Below are 16,347 nucleotides of genomic sequence, written 5' to 3'. Positions count from 1 at the left end.
GCGTCTTTATGCCTCACACACGGTGTGGTCGTCAGAAGATACCTTCCGTTCCTGGACGCGCTCAGACGCATTCCGCGCAGCGCATAAGGACGCGGGGAACACGGCAAAGCTGCATCAAGGCAGCCCACAATTCGAAGGTTTCAACGTGATCCAAACAATCACGTGAAACCCCTCGGCTCATGCGGGGCCATGAGCGAGCGTAGCTGGTGCAGAAAGACAATACTAATTTTACATAATAAACCGTATTGGACTCCTAAGAGATACCACTAACATATTGTTTTTGCATGAAGGTTAGGGGCGAGATTATAATCGCATAATCAATCTTATGTTAATTTGCGGTCAACTGAGCTGTGCTTAGTTAAGCAGCCGTTCGACCCGAGCACAGCTTACGGCCGCGTTGAGCCCACTTTTGACAATTGCTGCATGAAGAATGAATGACAGCTTATGAAAAGATGCGCGAGGTCGCCCAAGCGTAAACACCGACCATCGCCGCAACATCACAAAAATAACGTCTGGGCTTGGGAGCTTGTTTCGATGTAGCCCAAACTACGTGCGCAAAATGCTTGGTATGATTTCCTCGGCTGTTTCGATCACTGCAGCTACACGCGCGACGTTCCGCGCTCCAGGTCGGAAAGTAAGGAAGACCGGGTAAGTAGGCGCGTCATAGCCATTCAGACAACGAACAAGTGCTTTTTTTTGGACTTCGTTTCTCACCATGAAGTCCGGCAAATTGGCGAACCCTTGTCCGGCCTGCGCAAGCTGTAAAAGAATACCGAAACTGCGGACTGCAATCGGCCCGGAAACATCTACAGTCTCTTCAGTGCCAGCCTTGACGAACCGCCACGTCCCGCCAGGGTGGTCTCCTCGAAAAGTCAGGCACGGCAAGGTCGCAAGATCAGCGGGCGATTTGGGCGCGTATTGCGCGTGTGTGGCCGGCGTCGCGACGAGCCAACGAGAGAAAGCACCTAATTCCAGCGCGACTAGACGGTCATCCTTGAATGTCCCAACCCGGAATGCGAGGTCGGTCCCGGGGTCTTGCATGTCCTCAAACGCGTAGTCCGGGCGCATCACGAGAGTCAGGTTTGGATGTCGTTCTTGTAGAACCGGAAAAAGTTCCGTCGCTATCAGTCCGCCGAACTCTGGTGTCGCCGCAATGGTCACCTGACCGGAGACACCAACGCTTTCTTCGTGTGCGATGTCTTGGAGCAAGTCGATCTCCGCAAGGATTGAGCGGATGCGTTCGTCAAGCCTCCGGCCCACCGGCGTCAGTCGCACAGACCGGGCCCCTCGCTCCAAGAGGCTGACACCAAAATGGCTCTCAAGTTGCGAGACGTGACGGCTGACGCCTGACTTCGCCATTCTCAACTCGTCCGCTGCCGCGCTTATGCCGCCGAGCTTTGCGACAGTGTGGAAGCTTAGAAGTGCGGGCAGACCCAGCGTTCTAATATCGTGAACCATGGGTTCAAATTTATCCATCTGTTCCGATCGTGGTGCAAGCCGTATTTCTGGATCATCAAAACAGCCCAACAGCTTTTGGGCACAGCTAACGGAGCACAGTCATGAATATTCTGATTACCGGAGCAAGCAGCGGGTTCGGCAAACTCATCGTGACCGATCTGGTCAAAGCCGGTCACCGGGTCGTGGGCTCGATGCGCGATATCGCCGGCCGAAATGCGGCTGCCGTCGAAGAGTTCAAAGCCTTGGGGGTCGAGGTCGTCGAGATTGACGTGACCGATGATGCATCCGTCGAAGCAGGCGTCGCCGCAGCGACCCAAATCATGGGAACCGTCGACACACTCATCAATAATGCGGGCGTCGGCGCACACGGGTTGCAGGAGAACTTCTCCGCGGATGATTTCCGCCGCCTGTTCGACATCAACGTCTTCGGTGTCCAGCGGATGACCCGCGCTGTTCTGCCGGATATGCGGGCACGGGGCGAGGGCCTGATCCTCAACATATCAAGCTTGCTGGGCCGTGTCGCGCTGCCGTTCTATGGCCCCTACAACGCGAGCAAATGGGCGTTGGAAGCGATAAGCGAGAATTATCGCGCCGAGTTGAGTGCGTTTGGCGTGGACATTGCCATTGTCGAGCCTGGCGGTTTCCCGACACGATTCATCGACAACCTGATGCAACCGACGTTGCGGGATCGCGATAGTGGCTACGGAGACATGGCAGGCGCGCCCAAAGCGTCGCTGGAAGGCTTCGAGGGCTTTCTCGCAGCCAATCCGCAGCAGAACCCACAACTGGTCGCAGATGCTGTTGTCGACGTGATTGGAACTGTACCTGGGGCACGGCCATTCCGTACAGAAGTCGACCGCATCGGCATGGCGGAGCCGCTTAAGGGGTATAACGATCACCTCGCTCAGGTCACCGAGGGGCTCTTCACCAATCTCGGCATGCAGGACATGCTGAAGCTCAAGACCGCTGAAAAAGCAGCATGATACTCAAGCCCCGGCCGCAGACTGCTGCGTTCGGGGCCAGATGTTTGCAGGAGCGAGAGTTGAAATATGCAGTTCTGGGGACCGGTATGGTCGGCCATACCCTTGCAACCAAATTGGCAGCGTTGGGACATCATCAGGGCAACGCGAAGAGGCCTTGGCCCATACAAATAGGCATTTACGGCATACCGTAACCTTATCCGTCGTTCATACCTTCGCCTTGGAATGGCTTGGGGCGTTCCTTAAGTGCCTCTGGCAGATAGCCGAAATCCGGCATCAAATCGGACATGTCGAAAAGTAGAGATCCGTCTTCATTCCGGCGAATTTCACCTTCGACCAAAAGGGTTGCATAGCCGTGAACCATGCTCCAGAGCATCCACTCAGTCCGCCAGGGCCCCCCGGGGTTATCAGCTTTATCCCAATCAAGACCATGGGCAATGTCGCGCAGCACGTCATACGACGCCCAGGCAGCGCGCTTGATATCCGGATCCTCTCCATCTTTCAAAGATCCCGAGAACATCAGCTTGAACAGCTCAGGGTTGTTGAGCGCAAAGCGGACGTAGCCATTGCTTGCCGCGCGCAATCGAGCCGGTCCCGGCGGCTGATCCTCGACACCGCGACGCATTTCTGCGGTCTGGATCTCAAACCCTTGGGTCGCGATGGCCGTGAGCAAACCCCGCAAGCTATCGAAGTGGTTTTTGGGAGCGGTGTGGCTCACGCCCACTCTCGCCGCAATGCCACGCAAGGACACGCCCGCAAGCCCTTTTTCCTCAAGCTCTGCCAGCCCAGCTTCGATCAAAGCTGATTTGAGGTCACCGTGATGGTATCTTTTATCGTTCTTTTTCAGCATTTTAAATCCGTTATATTTCCAATGTAAATTTTTTATCTGGACATTGCAAGTCAGTGTACTCAATAAATTACCAATGGAAATTTACACTGGAGATATACAATGACCCCAGAAGAGATCAATTCCCTCGCCAGCAGCACCGTCATGGTGGGCTGGGCCATACTAATTCTTGGACCGCGCAGGTTTGCCGCCTTTAACGCGGTGCCAATGTGGATCATTCCCGCGCTGTTGTCTGCTGTTTATGCGGCCATTGTGTTCAGCCGCTTTTCTGGCATCGGCGGTGGGTTCGACAGCCTCGCTAATGTGGCGATCCTGATGTCCAACGAATGGGCCTTGCTGGCCGGTTGGGTCCACTTCCTTGCCTTCGATCTTTTCGTTGGTGCGGTGATCGCCGCGCGGATGGACCGCGTCGGTGTTAGCCGCCTTGTTCAAGCACCGATCCTGGGCGCGACCTTCATGCTCGGGCCGCCTGGCTTCCTGATCGCGGGCCTAACTGAGCTGGGTCTGCGCCTTCGCAAAATTCCAACGCAATCAATCTCTTTGAAAGGAGAGACCAATGTCTTTGCTTGATGCCCAATTGCCAGCCGTTCGCGAGGACGCCCCGTCGCAATTCGTTGTACTCACTGTGGTCGCCATCGTCCTGACGGGCCTGTCGGTTCTTTGGAGCTTTGTCGACCCGCGTACCATCGAAGGTGTTGCGGTCTGGATGAAGCCGCTCAAATTCTCGCTGAGCTTCGCGGTCCTCTTTGCCACGATAGCTTTCGTCGAGACCCGCCTGTCAGAACAAGCGCGGCAAGGCTGGGCTCTTCAAATCGTTGTATGGGTGATGGCGGCCGCCTTCTTGGCCGAGATGACCTACATAATGTACCAAGCTGGGCGCGCAGAAGCCTCGCACTTCAATTTCGACATGCCGTTCAACGAGTTTATGTACACGGTCGTCATGTTTGGCGGCGCCGTTGCCTTAGTGGCAGGCACGGCGACGATCGGTTGGATCGTGAAGAGTGACAAGGATGCGGATCTAAGCCCGGCGATGCGTGAGGCGATCTGGCTTGGCTTTCTGCTGACTTTCGTTCTGACCATGGTTGTCGCCAACTATTTGGGCGCTACTGGTCGGTTTGTGGGTGTCCACCCCGAAGGCGCGCCGACCTTACCGCTTGTGGGCTGGTCAGGCGTCACCGGAGATCTGCGGCCCGCGCATTTCGCCTCCCTCCATGCAATGCAGGCGCTTCCACTGCTGGCCCTATGGCTGACACGCGGCGGCCAGACAGGGTCGGTCCGTACCATCCGGTTTGCAGCCATTGGATATTCTGCCTTAACGGCCGCTGTTTTTGTTCAGGCCCTGATGGGTTTTCCCCTGATCCCGCTTGCCTAAATGTGCCCATCGCCGCGCCGGTCGAGGCGCGGCAACCCCCTCCTTCAATCCAAAACAAGCTAAGGAAGCATACAGGCACTTACTGAAGATCGACAATGCGGTCATTGGCGCATGCGCAGCGAAAGCTCACTTAGTCCGCATAGCAGACGTACGATCATGGCCGTCCCGTGCGACCGCGTAGCCCTGGTCCAAAGTTCTAGATGCTACGAGATGCTGCTGGGTCAGCCGCGGTGCAACTTCCCTGTATTCAATCAGCTGCAATGGCAACGCATTCACAGCATTATACTCGTGACATTCCCTTCAAAATCTGTGCGTCCGTGTCGGCCTTGAGAGTGAAGCACCGAGTGAGATGGAAGGGTAAACTCGGACTATTTGATCGGCAATCGCTGGCGCACCAACTCTGTAAACCACAATGCACCAGGCAGTAAGGCATCATCGTTGAAGTCAAACCCTGAACTGTGACATCCTACGCTATCACCGTTGCCTATGTTCGCAAATGCTCCCGGAGCAATCTTAAGTGCTTGAGCAAAATCTTCAGCTCCACCTTCTCTTGGGGCGTTATCAGTGACACTCTCCGCTCCGAAGACAACCCTCGCTGCTGACAGTGCATGTTTGGTTGCATTTTGCTCATTGATTAGTGGAACAAATATGCGCTCGTAATTAACTTCTGTTTCGCATCCATGCGAAAACGAAACACCTTGTGCGATTTGTCTCACGGAAGCCTCGACTGCCTTGCTCGTCTCTGTGCTGAAATGACGGCAATCGCCTTCGATGAAGGCATTGCTCGAAATCGCATTCTTTACGTTGTCTCCGCATATCGACGTGACAGACAACACAGCAAGCTCAGCTGGATCGAGCACCCGAGCAACGACTGTCTGAAGCTCAGTAACAATGGATGCTGCGCATAGAAGCGCATCCTTGCACAAATGTGGAGTAGAAGCATGCCCCCCTACCCCTTTCACTCTGATCTGGAAGCTATCCTCGGCGGCCATGAACTCCCCTGGTCGGATTGAAAAGTGACCCAATGGCAGGCCAGGCTTGATATGCAAACCGTAAATCTCGTCGAAGGGAAACTTTGTACCCAGGCCATCGCGGATCACTGCTTTCATCCCTTGACCCCATTCCTCAGCTGGTTGAAAGACAAACCGTACGGTACCATCGAAAGTGTCTTCATTGGCCAGAATGGCTGCTGCTCCGAGGAGAATTGCCGTATGTCCATCATGGCCACATGCATGCATTAAGCCAGGTTTGCATGAAGCGTATGGCAGTGCGGTGGTTTCTTGAATACGAAGACAATCCATGTCTGCACGCAGCGCAACGCTTCGCTTTTCTAAGCCACGCGTCAATGTGGCAATCACACCGGTTCCACCCACGCCAGTGACAACATCTTCAAAACCAAACTCTCTTAAACGACTGGCAACAAAACTTGCGGTTTCGAACTCCTCGAAGCCAAACTCCGGATTCCGGTGCAAGTGACGCCGCCACTTGACCATCATTTGCTTCAGCTGCTCTTTATCGGCGTTTTCCACGTTCACCCGTCTGTCTCGTCACGCGCGCAAAGCCTTTTGGGCGAGCAAAAAATCTAATGCACAGTGACTTCGAACATTTTCTGCCACCAGCCTGCGCAGTCACTCCTGCTACCCGTTTAGTCATCCAATAGCGGCCAACCATTCACGTCGAGTGTCTTAACCTTGCCATGCCGATTGCGTCGACAAAGCTGCCTCCCCGAAGTGCATAGTCTTTCAAAACACCTTCGTGCATAAACCCCATTTTTTCGTACAATCCGATTGCGCGTTCGTTGTCCGCGTTGACGGACAACTCAACGCGCCTCAGGGCCCACCAATCGTCAGCAACTTCAAGTATCAATGTTAGCAAACGCGTTCCCAGCCCTAGGCCAACATACTTGTCGTGAACTCCCATCCCAATTACGCCTGCGTGTGCGCGCCGGCCATCAAACCGAGAAATCGATGCCATGCCGACGACTTCCTCGTTTAAGACTGCTACGATGCAAACGAAGGTCGACGAGCTGTTCGACATTCGTTGACGTACAGAGTCAACGCTCTGAAATGGGAGGCGCATTGTTCCCCACCTATAGCCAGGCAAGTTGAGCAGAGCGGCAACACTGGAAGCGTCTTCTGGTTCGACTGCGCGGATAAGTACGTCAGTCTGAACCTTCGACGTCGCTACTTTTTCCTTGGCGTTTTTTGTCATTCTTCGCTCCTTTACCTGCCGAAGGAGCGCCATCCCCGCTCCAAACGGCGGGGATTTCGTTGAACTTTCAAACTAGACCACGCACGCTACACACCCGCAATGAGTAGTGAGGCATGTGATGTACGTTATCCAAATCGAAAGGCATTCCATTGAGTAACCTCAGAAACTACGTTTTGAAAGTGAGCAAAGGTCTACAAAACGGTTCAGCGCGGGCCAGTGACCGCAACACCCTGTGTTTATGCAACTAGTGGCACTAAATGCCGGTTTTTTGGCACTCCCCTTCTTTTCGTCATCAGAATTGAGATGAGATCAATTAGGTTCAGCGCAGGCAACTTCATCCGATCAGAAAACTCTTCGGCAACACAGTTATAGCTGCCAGAGTAAGAGTTCATGCCATGTGGCAATTCTTACACCTTCAGTTCAAAATTTGAAAACGCGCCCGGTACTCGCTGGGAACAATCCCTATCTGCCTAAGGAACGTTTTGCGCATATGGTCCTCATTTTTGAACCCGCATTTGAAAGCAATGGTCTTCATGCGCAAAGTGGTGGTTTCTAACATATCTCGCGCGCGCTCCAGCCGGATAGCGGCAACTGCTTTTGCTGGCGTGACACCTAAGGTCTCTCGGTAGGCTCTGTAAAAACTGCGCAGACTCATGTTCTCGTGAGCCGCCAATGCTTCGATAGTGAGATCCTGTTGAAGGTTCTTGCCAATCCAATCATGAAGTTTGCTAAATCGTCCCTCCTCGTCGCGCCGCTGCCGCTCTAGAACTGGGCTGAATTGTGATTGCCCGCCCGGCCGCACCATATAAGTCACAAGGGCTCGCGCTCGGCTAAGTGCAGCCGCATGGCCGAGGTCTTCGGCAACGATAGCAATTGACATATCGGTTCCTGACGTGACGCCAGCAGACGTCCAGACCTCGTCATCCTTGATGTAGATTGGGTCGCTTTCTATGTGCAGTTCGGGGAAATCCCGCTGGAGAATTTCCACGTCTTCCCAATGTGTCGTAACACGCCTCCGTTCCAAACAGCCCGCGCAGGCCAGGAGGTATGCACCCGAACAAACCGAACAAACCCGCCGCGCCAGGTCAGCTAGCCTTCTGATCGCGTGTACGAACTGATGGTCTTTTGCCGCAACGTAAACACCGTCGCCGCCGACGACGATCAGAGTGTCGAATGCATGGTCGGAATAATGCGCCAGAGGTTCAGTTTCGAGAGTTAGATAAGAGTCTGTCTGCACGACACCGCCCGGCGCAGACAGAATACGGATGCGATATGCCAGCCCTTCGCCTTCTGTAGAACGTGCCCAACTCAGGACTTGTAGAGGCCCAGCTAGATCGAGCAGGGCCAAGCCTGGAAAGACGACAAATGCAACTTCGCGCGGGTTTGGCACCGTTGGTTGATCGTTGGCAGAAAAAAGCTCCATGTTGGCATTCCTGCCAGCCAGAGCTTTGTTAGTCTAGGTCTGATTGAATTGATAAAGAGAACAACATGATGAAGAACCTTGCCGTTTTCATTTTCCCCGGCATCCAAACGCTTGACCTCTTTGGACCCATCGAATTGCTCGGCGGCTTTCGGGACAAAATTGCGCTAACGATGGTCGCCGAGACCATGGAGCCAGTGCCCACCCGACATGGACAACGCATATTACCGGACGCAACGATACACCACGGAACCGAGTACGACTTACTGTTGATTCCAGGCGGAGATAGCGCACTAGATGTCCCAAAGAACGCTGAGGCGATGGACTGGCTCAAGTCTACGAGCACACAGGCCGACTATGTATTGACCTTATGCACCGGCAGCATCTTGTTAGCGATGACCGGTGTGTTGGATGGGAAACGCGCAACCACGAATAAGCAGGACTTCAACGACACCGTCCACCTTGGCCCGAACGTGACTTGGGTTAAGAAAGCGCGTTGGGTCGAGGATGACAAATTCTTTACATCGTCGGGGGTGTCCGCAGGTATGGATATGTCGTTGGCGATCGCGCAACATTTGTTTGGAACTGAAGCGGCGGAGTGGATGGCGGAAGGTTCGGAATACGAATGGCATCGCGATGCAGCTTGGGATCCGTTTGCAGAAAAGGCTGGGCTACTGGCGTCATGACCCAATCAAGGAACGGTCCAAAACTCGCAATTCACTCGCAAAAGGAGAACTCGGAGAACCAATACTTTACCGATCTGTTGACCCTTCTGTTGACTGCGGTATCGCAGCAATTCTTTCACATGCTGATCTTGCGCAGCCTCGGGCATGAGGCGCTGGCCATGCGGATAAAGGAGGTCGATGATGCTGACTTCGTGTCGGCCATGCAGATCATGGATTGGCTCGTCGTGAATGACCCCAGATTGATTGTCCTGCCGCATAACGTGTTTCCAGGTGCGTGCATCGCATCGATACTTGCTGCTGAAGAGAACACAGAAAATACTATAAATTTAGCGTTGAAGAAGTCCGACACCGTTCAAAGCGCATCAGGTCGCGCACTCCTCGATCGCGTTCGCGCGCCTCGCCAAGCTTATCAGAAGTGGTTGAGCGCTCAGCCGTGTATCGCGACGGAGCCAGAACACGACCTAGGAACCAAAAAGGCTGTACGTGCGCTTGTGCGCAAGTTGCTGATATTGATGGATCAAACGATGTTGGATGCGTTCTGTTATTGGCATGAAAACGATCCCGCAGCAGCAAACACGAGCTGGCGCATAAGCGGTGCCACTATGATGTATCTGACCGAACTAGCTCCTATGAGTGGATCAATCTCGCATGCCAATGGGGTTCCCGTTGGCATCACGAAAGCGAGCCATCGCACCGATCGCGTCACGCTCGAAACGCAGTTGATCGAACAATGCACGAGGACCGCTAAGTCGGCGGCGTTTTGTTGTCCGGAGCAAAATATGACAAAGATCATGAGTGAGATTGCAAATGACTGTGAAAGGCTAGTTGATCTCAGGCGTAACCCTGCCGCCGATATCAAACTGGGGCACAGTGAGGTTTTCCGTGACTTCCGGAAGGCCAGGCATAGAGTTGGATTAGCCGAGTTTTGACGCGCAGCGACATGAAAGTCGAGTTGGCATGATGCGTCTAACCGCCATCTTGAGGTGCGACCAAAGTCGTGATGAGAAATCCCATTTTTTGCTACCTTCATGCACATGGATGATGATCTGGAGCACCTTGAGCGCGGAGCGCTCATTAGTGAAGTGAAGCGGTTGAGAACTGCGATCCGAGTGCATCGTGATGCCACGGGTCATGATTTGTGTTGGTATCAACCCGAGATGTGGGCCTTGCTTCCGGAAGCTACTAAAGCGGAGATTGAAGTACCACCTTGGGACAAATTCATGCGGGGATGCATCCGGTACCGTCGGTCCCTCGATGACCAAGCGCCAGATGCCGCAATCCACGATCAGGATTTCGATGAGCGATCCGCACCGTAGACACCGTGATCTAAATGACCTGTTATGGCACCTGTCACTCGGTAGCCTGTGTGTTTACAGCTTTTTGGTTCGAGAGCACGAAAACAGCACTTACAGTAGCAATAACTATGAACGCCCCTGCCCATTGCAACGGCAATAGTGTTTCACCGAGAAGGACAAAAGCGAGACCCAGTGCGAAGACTGGCACGAGGCAAAGATAAATGCCAGCCGTCGACGCAGGCGTTGATTTCAGACCGAGCACATAAAGGTAGTATGCCGCGCCATAGTACGCGGCTCCGCTGCCAAGGGTCATAACGGCCACATTGAGACCGCCGGCAGACATGGGGGCTCGAAAGAAGAGATGTGCCGTCATCAGTGAAACAAAAGCCACACACAATGATACGACTTGAACGATAAGCAGTGCTGTTAAAAGGTCCGTGTCGGTGCTCAGCTTGCGCATCCAAACCGTATAGAGTGCTGCGCAGGCGATTGAGAGAATAGCACAGGTCAGGCCCACCAGGCGTCCCGAAGTGGCGGTTGTGTGGCCGTTGACAACGATTAAGGCAACACCAAAGACGGCAAGCAGACACAACAAAACCACAGGCCAACCAACGCGTTCATCTAAAAGAAGCCAGGCAAAAAGCAGAACGAGGATCGGTTGGGTGGCAAAAACCAACGACGCCTCGCTCGCCGTGATCAGCGCAATTGCGAGAATAGTTCCTATGGATCCAACGCCAAGAACAAGGCCTGCTAAAGCTGTGAGTTTGAGTTGGGCTAGGCCCTCGGTTTTGATGCCGCCCATGAGGCGCGCCACAAAGAGAAAACCAACACCACCAAGAACTTGCAGACAAAGGACAACAAGTGGCGCAGGAGAGGTGCCGCCGTCTACGCCAAAGGAAAGAATAAGCTTCGATAGGACCGCGCCAAGACCAAGCAGAAAGGCCGAGACGACGAAATAGAGATGTGGGATGGGCATGTTGGCTCCTTTGGAGGACAGCAAAACCTGTTGACTCAGGTTTTTCAAATGACAAAGGGTACTTTTTGAGTAACTTTGAGTAATGTCTGTGAAGACACCCAACCTCTCCTCTGTGCGCGTATTCGAAGCTGCGTCCCGGCTCGAAAGCTTTGTCGATGCAGCCACAGAGCTGGGTGTGACCCCCGCTGCTGTCAGTCGGTCTGTTCGGCGGCTAGAAGAAGAACTCGGAACCGCACTCTTTTATCGCGCGCATCGATCGGTTTCTCTGACCCAGGCAGGAACCCTGTACGCGCAGAAGACGGCGGAGGCCTTTCGCCATCTTGCAGTGGACACAGTTGAAGCCATCACGGAACGCCCCAAACTCACGTTGGACGTGGAAGCGACGTTCCTCCGGCAATGGCTTTTGCCGCGCTTCAAAAAGCCGTCCTTCTTGGATTTGAACATCGCGCTCAACATGCGCACCCATGACGATCCACTGCGTGTGATCCCTGCGAGTTCGGACCTCGCAATCGTTTGGGGATTTGCCGATTACAGTGGGTACAAACGCACGCGGTTGGTCTCGCCCAAGACAATCCTCGTCGCGGCCCCCGATTTGGGCGTCGTAGACCTAAAGGAGGTGGCGGAGTGCGGGTTTATTCATGAGGCGGATGAACACTGGTGGCGGTTAGTCTACGAGGAAGCAGGTATGGACTATCCCGAGCACGCGCGGTCCCTGACCGTCACGCGATGTGATATCCCCGTGGAGGCCGCTCGATTGGGCTTGGGCGTATGTGTGGCCGACGATGTCATCGCGGAAGGCGAACTGCGTTCAGGTGCGCTTGTGCCCGTTTCAGGGCCACGGCTCGACAGCCAAGATTACTTTCTAATGACGCGCAAAACGCCCGCGGTTCCCGCAATCAAATTCACGAATTGGTTGTTCGCCGAAGCCAAAGCCTTCGCTCAATGGCAGGCTCTGATTTGATACGCGAAACCATCACTAATCTCCACACAGGCGCGCGCATAAGGAACCAAAACATGACCTTCGTTCTGCATTCCTACCCTGACTGTGCAAGCCATGTGGTGCGCATGGTTCTCGAAGAGTTGGGCGCCACTTATCGTGACGAGGTCATCGATATGAGCGCTGGTGCACATCGAGACCCACCTTTTTTGCGGATCAACCCGCGCGGCATGGTGCCTGTACTCTATGACGAAACAACAGGCGCGTCTTTGGCTGAAACCGGTGCGATTCTGCATTACCTGGTAGAGCAAACTGGCCGTCTCGCCCCTGTCCTGGAGAATGCAAAACAACGTGCGATTTACCTGCAGTGGCTCTTCTTCCTGTCCAACACACTGCATGCCGATGCACAAATGCAGTACTACACGGAGCGGTACGTTGGTGCGGACCTAGCTGAGAAAGCGCGGCCCAACGTACATGCCCGGATGCGACAACACTTCGAGATGATCGAAGACACTCTGGCCGCGCATGGCGGTCCATGGCTCCTCGGCGATACGCTCAGTGTCTGTGACTTTTACTTGGGTGGGTGCGCGAGGTGGACGCAAATCGCCCCGCGCCACGCACCACTTGAGCCGGATGCAGTTGGTGGACACCCTCACTTGAAAGGCCTGTTGAGCCGCCTAGAAACACGCCAAAGTGTGATTAGCGCGTTTGCGGCTGAGGAAACGCCAGTATCTGCCTACTTTCTTGCCCCAGTTCGCTCAGTCCATACGACAGACAATGCAGGGTGAGTGAAAGCCTAGGCCGTTGTGTCGATAGGATAATAGGGGAGCTGAACGTGACTAATCCGAGTCTCGAAGAATGTTAATCATCTAGTGGGCAGTATCTTGCCGACGGCGATGCTGTTAGCGGTCTAGGCTCGGTGCTCGCGCACGGACCGATCGCAGCCCTCAGCACAGTAAGGTACAAGTCAATCGCTAAGGGCTAGGATTGCAGCAAAAGTCGAGAGTGCAATTGAAAATACTACTGAGACAGCTTTTTGCATGACCGGTTTCTGAAAAAAACTACCAAGCACTAGACCAATCGTGGCCCAAACAATCAGACAAGCCGCTGGAACAAAGGTCGCCAGCAAAACGAGAGGCAGAAGTGATACCTGACTTTGTGATGCATGCGTCGCTGAAACTGCGCTCGCCAACACCCAGGTCTTGGGATTCACGATTTGGAATGAAAACATCGTAAAAAAAAAAGAGCGTGCTGCGGAGGAGTATTCGCGGCGGTGGTTGAAGCACTTGACCAGCCTCCAACCAAAGTGCGTATCGCAAGGTAGCCAAGCACGCAGGCTGCCGCGACCCGCATGACCCCTTCCGCTTTCGGATGCGCTGAAAGAGCGAGATCAAGGCCAAAGCGCAGACCAAGAATTAGAATGAGAGTTCCCAAGACGATGCCAGCGATGGGCGCACCGACCGCATAAGGGCTGCGGCGCGCGACTTCCATAACGACGATATTGTTGGGACCAGGGGTGATTGCCGCAGCAAAAAGTATGAGAGCAATCGAGGCCATCATTGTCTCGGCGCGCCCCCTTGCAGCTTGCTACTTTCTACTTCTGCTGGACGGCATTGCCCGTCTCTCATCCAAACCTGTCTGGCACCGAGACGCCACCGATCATGGGGCAGATGCCAATCCAGATCGGGTGCCACCGCGATTACGCCGGAGGGGTTTATCTCCAGATCTTCGTTGTAATAGGCGTGACGGATCGCGGTGGGTTCAAACGTCTCAGCTACACCGGGCAGGCTGTAGATGTCGCGCGCATAGCCCCACAGGTTTGGGTAGTCTACCAGCCGTTTGCGCGTGCATTTGAAGTGACCGACGTAGACCTGGTCAAAGCGTGCCAGCGTTGGCCAGAGCCGCAGATCGGTCTCAGTGAGAGCGAGCCCGTGCAGGTATCTTGACTTAGAAAGGCGGTCTTCAAGCGCGTCGAGCGTGGCAAAAACATCCTGAACCGCAGCCTCATAGATATCCTGCCGCCGCGCTTTGCCCGCGCGATAGACAGCGTTGGAGAGCTGTGTTTGGACCCGTTCGGAAAGGGCGCGCATGTCATCGAGCAAATGAGTAGGTGCCAGGGTCCAGTAGGCTTCAAAATCTTGGTCTATCTCGACCAAGTCCAAAGCAGGCAATACCCGTGCGGATTCGTTCGATACGATCGTCTTCTCGACCGCGTCCCAAAGAACCGGAACCGTAGCACGGGCTGTGATGCATTGATCGGTCTGCGTGTAGAGTTCATGCAGATGCTCGATCCGTACATCCGTGCCAGGCACTCGCCACGGGTCGGTCTCGCTTCCCATCCTGTAGCCTTGCGTCCGCGGTCCGGTAGCGATGTGCACGGGCAAAAGATCGTTCAACCCTTTGATTGCGCGCACGAGTGTCAGCCGATGTGACCAGGGGCAGGAAAAAGACGCAATCAGATGATATCTGCCAGGTTCATCTGCGATCCCCTTGATCACATGGTCTGGAACCGCTTCGGCGAAGGGTGCCTTTGGTCGCACATAGGCGCCATCCTTGATTGTGCGATCTTCCGTGCTCCAGTGCCCATCGACCAGCATTCCCATCGCATGGCTCCAATTCTAATCCATTCGTGACGATTTTAGGGAAGCGACCCAAAGTAGTATGTTCTCAAATTGCACAAAAACGGTCTAATTTAGTGACCATGCAGAACATCCCAACAAACGCGCTACGGGCGCTGGCTGCGGTCTATCTTTCGGGTGGGATACGCCCAGCGGGCCGTATGCTAAACGTCGCCCATTCTTCGGTGTCCCGTCATCTGTCCGAACTTGAGGCCCTTATTAATGCCCCGATCCTGGAAAAAGAGACGCCCGGTCGTGGGATCACCTTCACGTCTCTAGGCGAACGGCTTGGGCGCGAAGCTGCAGAGAGTTTTACGAAGCTCGATCAAGCATGGGAAGCGGCCCGTGAAAGACGCTCTGCCAATTCTGTTGTAATTTCTGCAGCGCCCTCTGTCGCTGCATTATGGCTGTTACCGCGGCTGCCCATGTTGTCAGAAGCACACCCGCGCATTGAAGTGTCTGTCTTGGCGGATCAACGTGTGCGCGGTCCCGAGGAGGAAGGCAGTGACCTTGCCATCCGCATGGGCGCGCCACAGTCCGACGGCAAGTCGCAGCCTCTCATGGACGACGCGCTGACACCTGTTGCGAGCCCGCGTCTGAAGTCGCGCGCCCAAGCGGCTCGAGGCGGGCGCGCATCGGTTGATCAATTGTTGCAAGACTTGCCACTGCTGCACGATCGCGATCCGCAAGGAGGGTGGTCACTTTGGACAAAAACCTTCGGTCCGAACGGGTTGGATTTGGCGCACGGGCCGCGATTTGCGTCTTCTGACCTTTTGCTTCGGGCGGCCCAACAAGGTCAAGGCGTCGCGCTTGCCCGGTTGCGACTCGCGAAAGACAGTCTTGCGAGCGGGGCCTTGGTTCGGTTGTCTGAACAATCTGTCCGTTTGTCGGACGCGTACCACCTCATAGGACGTTCGGATAGAGCGGCTGGACATGCAGTTCGCAGCGTCTGGAACTGGTTGCTGGATGAAGCAATTCGCGAGGACCTCGCCTAGTTCCCAGCGGTAGAACCCGATCATGCATGACTTCAGACCTACTTTTGGTCTCTGCGCTGGCCGGCTGTATGACCCAAGAGATGCGGGCCAGACCCGAGTTTTGAGAGCTTATCGTCTGCATTGGCCAACGGGCATTCATCGACGCTGAGGCATCCGCACCCGATACAGCCGGTCAGATCATCTCTAAGGCTCGTCAACAATGCTATCCGGGCCGAGAGGTCATCGCGCCAGCGGGTCGAGACCCGCGCCCAATCCCCTACTGAAATCGCGCGATCATTCGGAAGAGGGTCAAGAGCGCTGGCAATTTCAGCCAATGACAATCCCGCCCTCTGCGCAATCTGGATGACCGTCACGCGCCGAATGACGTTGCGAGGATAGACGCGGTGGTTCGAGGACGTGCGTTCTGAGCGAATGAGGCCTCTGCGTTCATAAAAGTGCAGCGCAGATATGGAAACGCCGGTTCGTTTGGCAACTTCGCCGACAGTCAATTCAGCCATCTGAACCCTCCAAAATTTCCCTTGACCTCAACTTAAGTTGAGGCCCTAGCAAGGC

General features: G+C 54.6%; 18 protein-coding genes. 9 read left to right on the top strand and 9 right to left on the bottom strand.

Annotated features, from left to right (window positions below):
- Positions 1-166 (top strand): antibiotic biosynthesis monooxygenase family protein (locus tag SLH49_RS21095; protein WP_320271125.1); only part of this gene is annotated, 166 nt, incomplete at its 5' end.
- Positions 167-546: 380 nt separating this feature from the next.
- On the opposite strand, the gene SLH49_RS21090 is transcribed toward SLH49_RS21095, so the two are convergent.
- Positions 547-1,476 carry a LysR family transcriptional regulator gene (locus tag SLH49_RS21090; RefSeq protein WP_320271122.1) on the bottom strand — a complete coding sequence of 310 codons (930 nt, stop codon included), beginning with the start codon at positions 1,474-1,476 and terminating at the stop codon, positions 547-549.
- Between the two features lie 83 nt (positions 1,477-1,559).
- Between SLH49_RS21090 and SLH49_RS21085 the strand changes: the two genes are divergently transcribed.
- A complete protein-coding gene (locus tag SLH49_RS21085) occupies positions 1,560-2,441 on the top strand; it encodes an SDR family oxidoreductase (RefSeq protein WP_320271121.1) in 882 nt (293 codons plus the stop codon).
- 193 nt (positions 2,442-2,634) lie between these two features.
- Here the strand turns inward: SLH49_RS21085 and SLH49_RS21080 are convergent, their stop codons facing one another.
- The gene (locus tag SLH49_RS21080) at positions 2,635-3,351 is read right to left on the bottom strand and encodes a TetR/AcrR family transcriptional regulator (protein WP_320271120.1); all 717 of its coding nucleotides are present in this window, start codon (positions 3,349-3,351) and stop codon (positions 2,635-2,637) included.
- 36 nt (positions 3,352-3,387) lie between these two features.
- On the opposite strand from SLH49_RS21080, the gene SLH49_RS21075 reads away from it, so the two are divergent.
- Positions 3,388-3,855 (top strand): ABA4-like family protein, encoded by a 468-nt coding sequence (locus SLH49_RS21075; protein WP_320271119.1) that lies wholly within the window; start codon positions 3,388-3,390, stop codon positions 3,853-3,855.
- Positions 3,842-4,657, top strand: coding sequence for a hypothetical protein (locus tag SLH49_RS21070; protein WP_320271118.1), 816 nt, complete (start codon positions 3,842-3,844; stop codon positions 4,655-4,657). The genes SLH49_RS21075 and SLH49_RS21070 overlap by 14 nt, the downstream gene beginning before the upstream one ends.
- 368 nt (positions 4,658-5,025) lie before the next feature.
- Here the strand turns inward: SLH49_RS21070 and SLH49_RS21065 are convergent, their stop codons facing one another.
- The 3 genes from SLH49_RS21065 to SLH49_RS21055 form a co-directional block, all read right to left on the bottom strand.
- Positions 5,026-6,186, bottom strand: a complete 1,161-nt coding sequence (locus tag SLH49_RS21065) for an amidohydrolase (protein WP_320271117.1) — start codon at positions 6,184-6,186, stop codon at positions 5,026-5,028.
- A 142-nt stretch (positions 6,187-6,328) separates the two neighbouring features.
- Positions 6,329-6,868 carry a GNAT family N-acetyltransferase gene (locus tag SLH49_RS21060; RefSeq protein ID WP_320271116.1) on the bottom strand — a complete coding sequence of 180 codons (540 nt, stop codon included), beginning with the start codon at positions 6,866-6,868 and terminating at the stop codon, positions 6,329-6,331.
- Positions 6,869-7,283: 415 nt separating this feature from the next.
- Positions 7,284-8,291, bottom strand: coding sequence for a GlxA family transcriptional regulator (locus SLH49_RS21055; protein WP_320271115.1), 1,008 nt, complete (start codon positions 8,289-8,291; stop codon positions 7,284-7,286).
- Positions 8,292-8,356: 65 nt separating this feature from the next.
- Between SLH49_RS21055 and SLH49_RS21050 the strand changes: the two genes are divergently transcribed.
- Complete coding sequence (locus SLH49_RS21050) at positions 8,357-8,974, top strand: DJ-1/PfpI family protein (protein WP_320271114.1); 618 nt, start codon at positions 8,357-8,359, stop codon at positions 8,972-8,974.
- Positions 8,971-9,903, top strand: coding sequence for a hypothetical protein (locus SLH49_RS21045; protein ID WP_320271113.1), 933 nt, complete (start codon positions 8,971-8,973; stop codon positions 9,901-9,903). The genes SLH49_RS21050 and SLH49_RS21045 overlap by 4 nt, the downstream gene beginning before the upstream one ends.
- Before the next feature lie 421 nt (positions 9,904-10,324).
- Here the strand turns inward: SLH49_RS21045 and SLH49_RS21040 are convergent, their stop codons facing one another.
- Positions 10,325-11,245 (bottom strand): DMT family transporter, encoded by a 921-nt coding sequence (locus SLH49_RS21040; protein ID WP_320271112.1) that lies wholly within the window; start codon positions 11,243-11,245, stop codon positions 10,325-10,327.
- A gap of 82 nt (positions 11,246-11,327) precedes the next feature.
- Here SLH49_RS21040 and SLH49_RS21035 point away from each other — a divergent pair, with 82 nt between their 5' ends.
- Both SLH49_RS21035 and SLH49_RS21030 read left to right on the top strand, forming a co-directional pair.
- Complete coding sequence (locus tag SLH49_RS21035) at positions 11,328-12,206, top strand: LysR family transcriptional regulator (RefSeq protein ID WP_320271111.1); 879 nt, start codon at positions 11,328-11,330, stop codon at positions 12,204-12,206.
- A 53-nt stretch (positions 12,207-12,259) separates the two neighbouring features.
- Complete coding sequence (locus SLH49_RS21030; protein ID WP_320271110.1) at positions 12,260-12,970, top strand: glutathione S-transferase family protein; 711 nt, start codon at positions 12,260-12,262, stop codon at positions 12,968-12,970.
- 421 nt (positions 12,971-13,391) lie between these two features.
- Here the strand turns inward: SLH49_RS21030 and SLH49_RS21025 are convergent, their stop codons facing one another.
- Positions 13,392-13,742, bottom strand: a complete 351-nt coding sequence (locus SLH49_RS21025) for a LysE family transporter (protein WP_320271109.1) — start codon at positions 13,740-13,742, stop codon at positions 13,392-13,394.
- Entirely contained in the window at positions 13,739-14,785 is a 1,047-nt protein-coding gene (locus SLH49_RS21020) for a glutathione S-transferase C-terminal domain-containing protein (RefSeq protein ID WP_320271108.1), read from the bottom strand. Before SLH49_RS21020 ends, SLH49_RS21025 begins: the two co-directional genes overlap by 4 nt.
- A 98-nt stretch (positions 14,786-14,883) precedes the next feature.
- On the opposite strand from SLH49_RS21020, the gene SLH49_RS21015 reads away from it, so the two are divergent.
- Positions 14,884-15,795 (top strand): LysR substrate-binding domain-containing protein, encoded by a 912-nt coding sequence (locus SLH49_RS21015; RefSeq protein ID WP_320271124.1) that lies wholly within the window; start codon positions 14,884-14,886, stop codon positions 15,793-15,795.
- Between the two features lie 38 nt (positions 15,796-15,833).
- Here the strand turns inward: SLH49_RS21015 and soxR are convergent, their stop codons facing one another.
- The gene (soxR, locus tag SLH49_RS21010; protein ID WP_320271107.1) at positions 15,834-16,292 is read right to left on the bottom strand and encodes a redox-sensitive transcriptional activator SoxR; all 459 of its coding nucleotides are present in this window, start codon (positions 16,290-16,292) and stop codon (positions 15,834-15,836) included.
- Positions 16,293-16,347 lie beyond the last annotated feature (55 nt).

The organism is Cognatiyoonia sp. IB215446, assembly GCF_033963825.1.
GTDB lineage: Bacteria > Pseudomonadota > Alphaproteobacteria > Rhodobacterales > Rhodobacteraceae > Yoonia.
This window is presented reverse-complemented; position numbering and strand designations above follow the sequence as displayed.

Coding starts and splice junctions, on each gene's coding strand:
- SLH49_RS21015 (WP_320271124.1), top strand. CDS start 14,884: ATGCAGAACATCCCAACAAACGCGCTACGGGCGCTGGCTGCGGTCTAT.
- SLH49_RS21020 (WP_320271108.1), bottom strand. CDS start 14,785: ATGGGAATGCTGGTCGATGGGCACTGGAGCACGGAAGATCGCACAATC.
- SLH49_RS21050 (WP_320271114.1), top strand. CDS start 8,357: ATGATGAAGAACCTTGCCGTTTTCATTTTCCCCGGCATCCAAACGCTT.
- SLH49_RS21060 (WP_320271116.1), bottom strand. CDS start 6,868: ATGACAAAAAACGCCAAGGAAAAAGTAGCGACGTCGAAGGTTCAGACT.
- soxR (WP_320271107.1), bottom strand. CDS start 16,292: ATGGCTGAATTGACTGTCGGCGAAGTTGCCAAACGAACCGGCGTTTCC.
- SLH49_RS21035 (WP_320271111.1), top strand. CDS start 11,328: ATGTCTGTGAAGACACCCAACCTCTCCTCTGTGCGCGTATTCGAAGCT.
- SLH49_RS21025 (WP_320271109.1), bottom strand. CDS start 13,742: ATGATGGCCTCGATTGCTCTCATACTTTTTGCTGCGGCAATCACCCCT.
- SLH49_RS21070 (WP_320271118.1), top strand. CDS start 3,842: ATGTCTTTGCTTGATGCCCAATTGCCAGCCGTTCGCGAGGACGCCCCG.
- SLH49_RS21075 (WP_320271119.1), top strand. CDS start 3,388: ATGACCCCAGAAGAGATCAATTCCCTCGCCAGCAGCACCGTCATGGTG.
- SLH49_RS21085 (WP_320271121.1), top strand. CDS start 1,560: ATGAATATTCTGATTACCGGAGCAAGCAGCGGGTTCGGCAAACTCATC.
- SLH49_RS21055 (WP_320271115.1), bottom strand. CDS start 8,291: ATGGAGCTTTTTTCTGCCAACGATCAACCAACGGTGCCAAACCCGCGC.
- SLH49_RS21090 (WP_320271122.1), bottom strand. CDS start 1,476: ATGGATAAATTTGAACCCATGGTTCACGATATTAGAACGCTGGGTCTG.
- SLH49_RS21040 (WP_320271112.1), bottom strand. CDS start 11,245: ATGCCCATCCCACATCTCTATTTCGTCGTCTCGGCCTTTCTGCTTGGT.
- SLH49_RS21045 (WP_320271113.1), top strand. CDS start 8,971: ATGACCCAATCAAGGAACGGTCCAAAACTCGCAATTCACTCGCAAAAG.
- SLH49_RS21030 (WP_320271110.1), top strand. CDS start 12,260: ATGACCTTCGTTCTGCATTCCTACCCTGACTGTGCAAGCCATGTGGTG.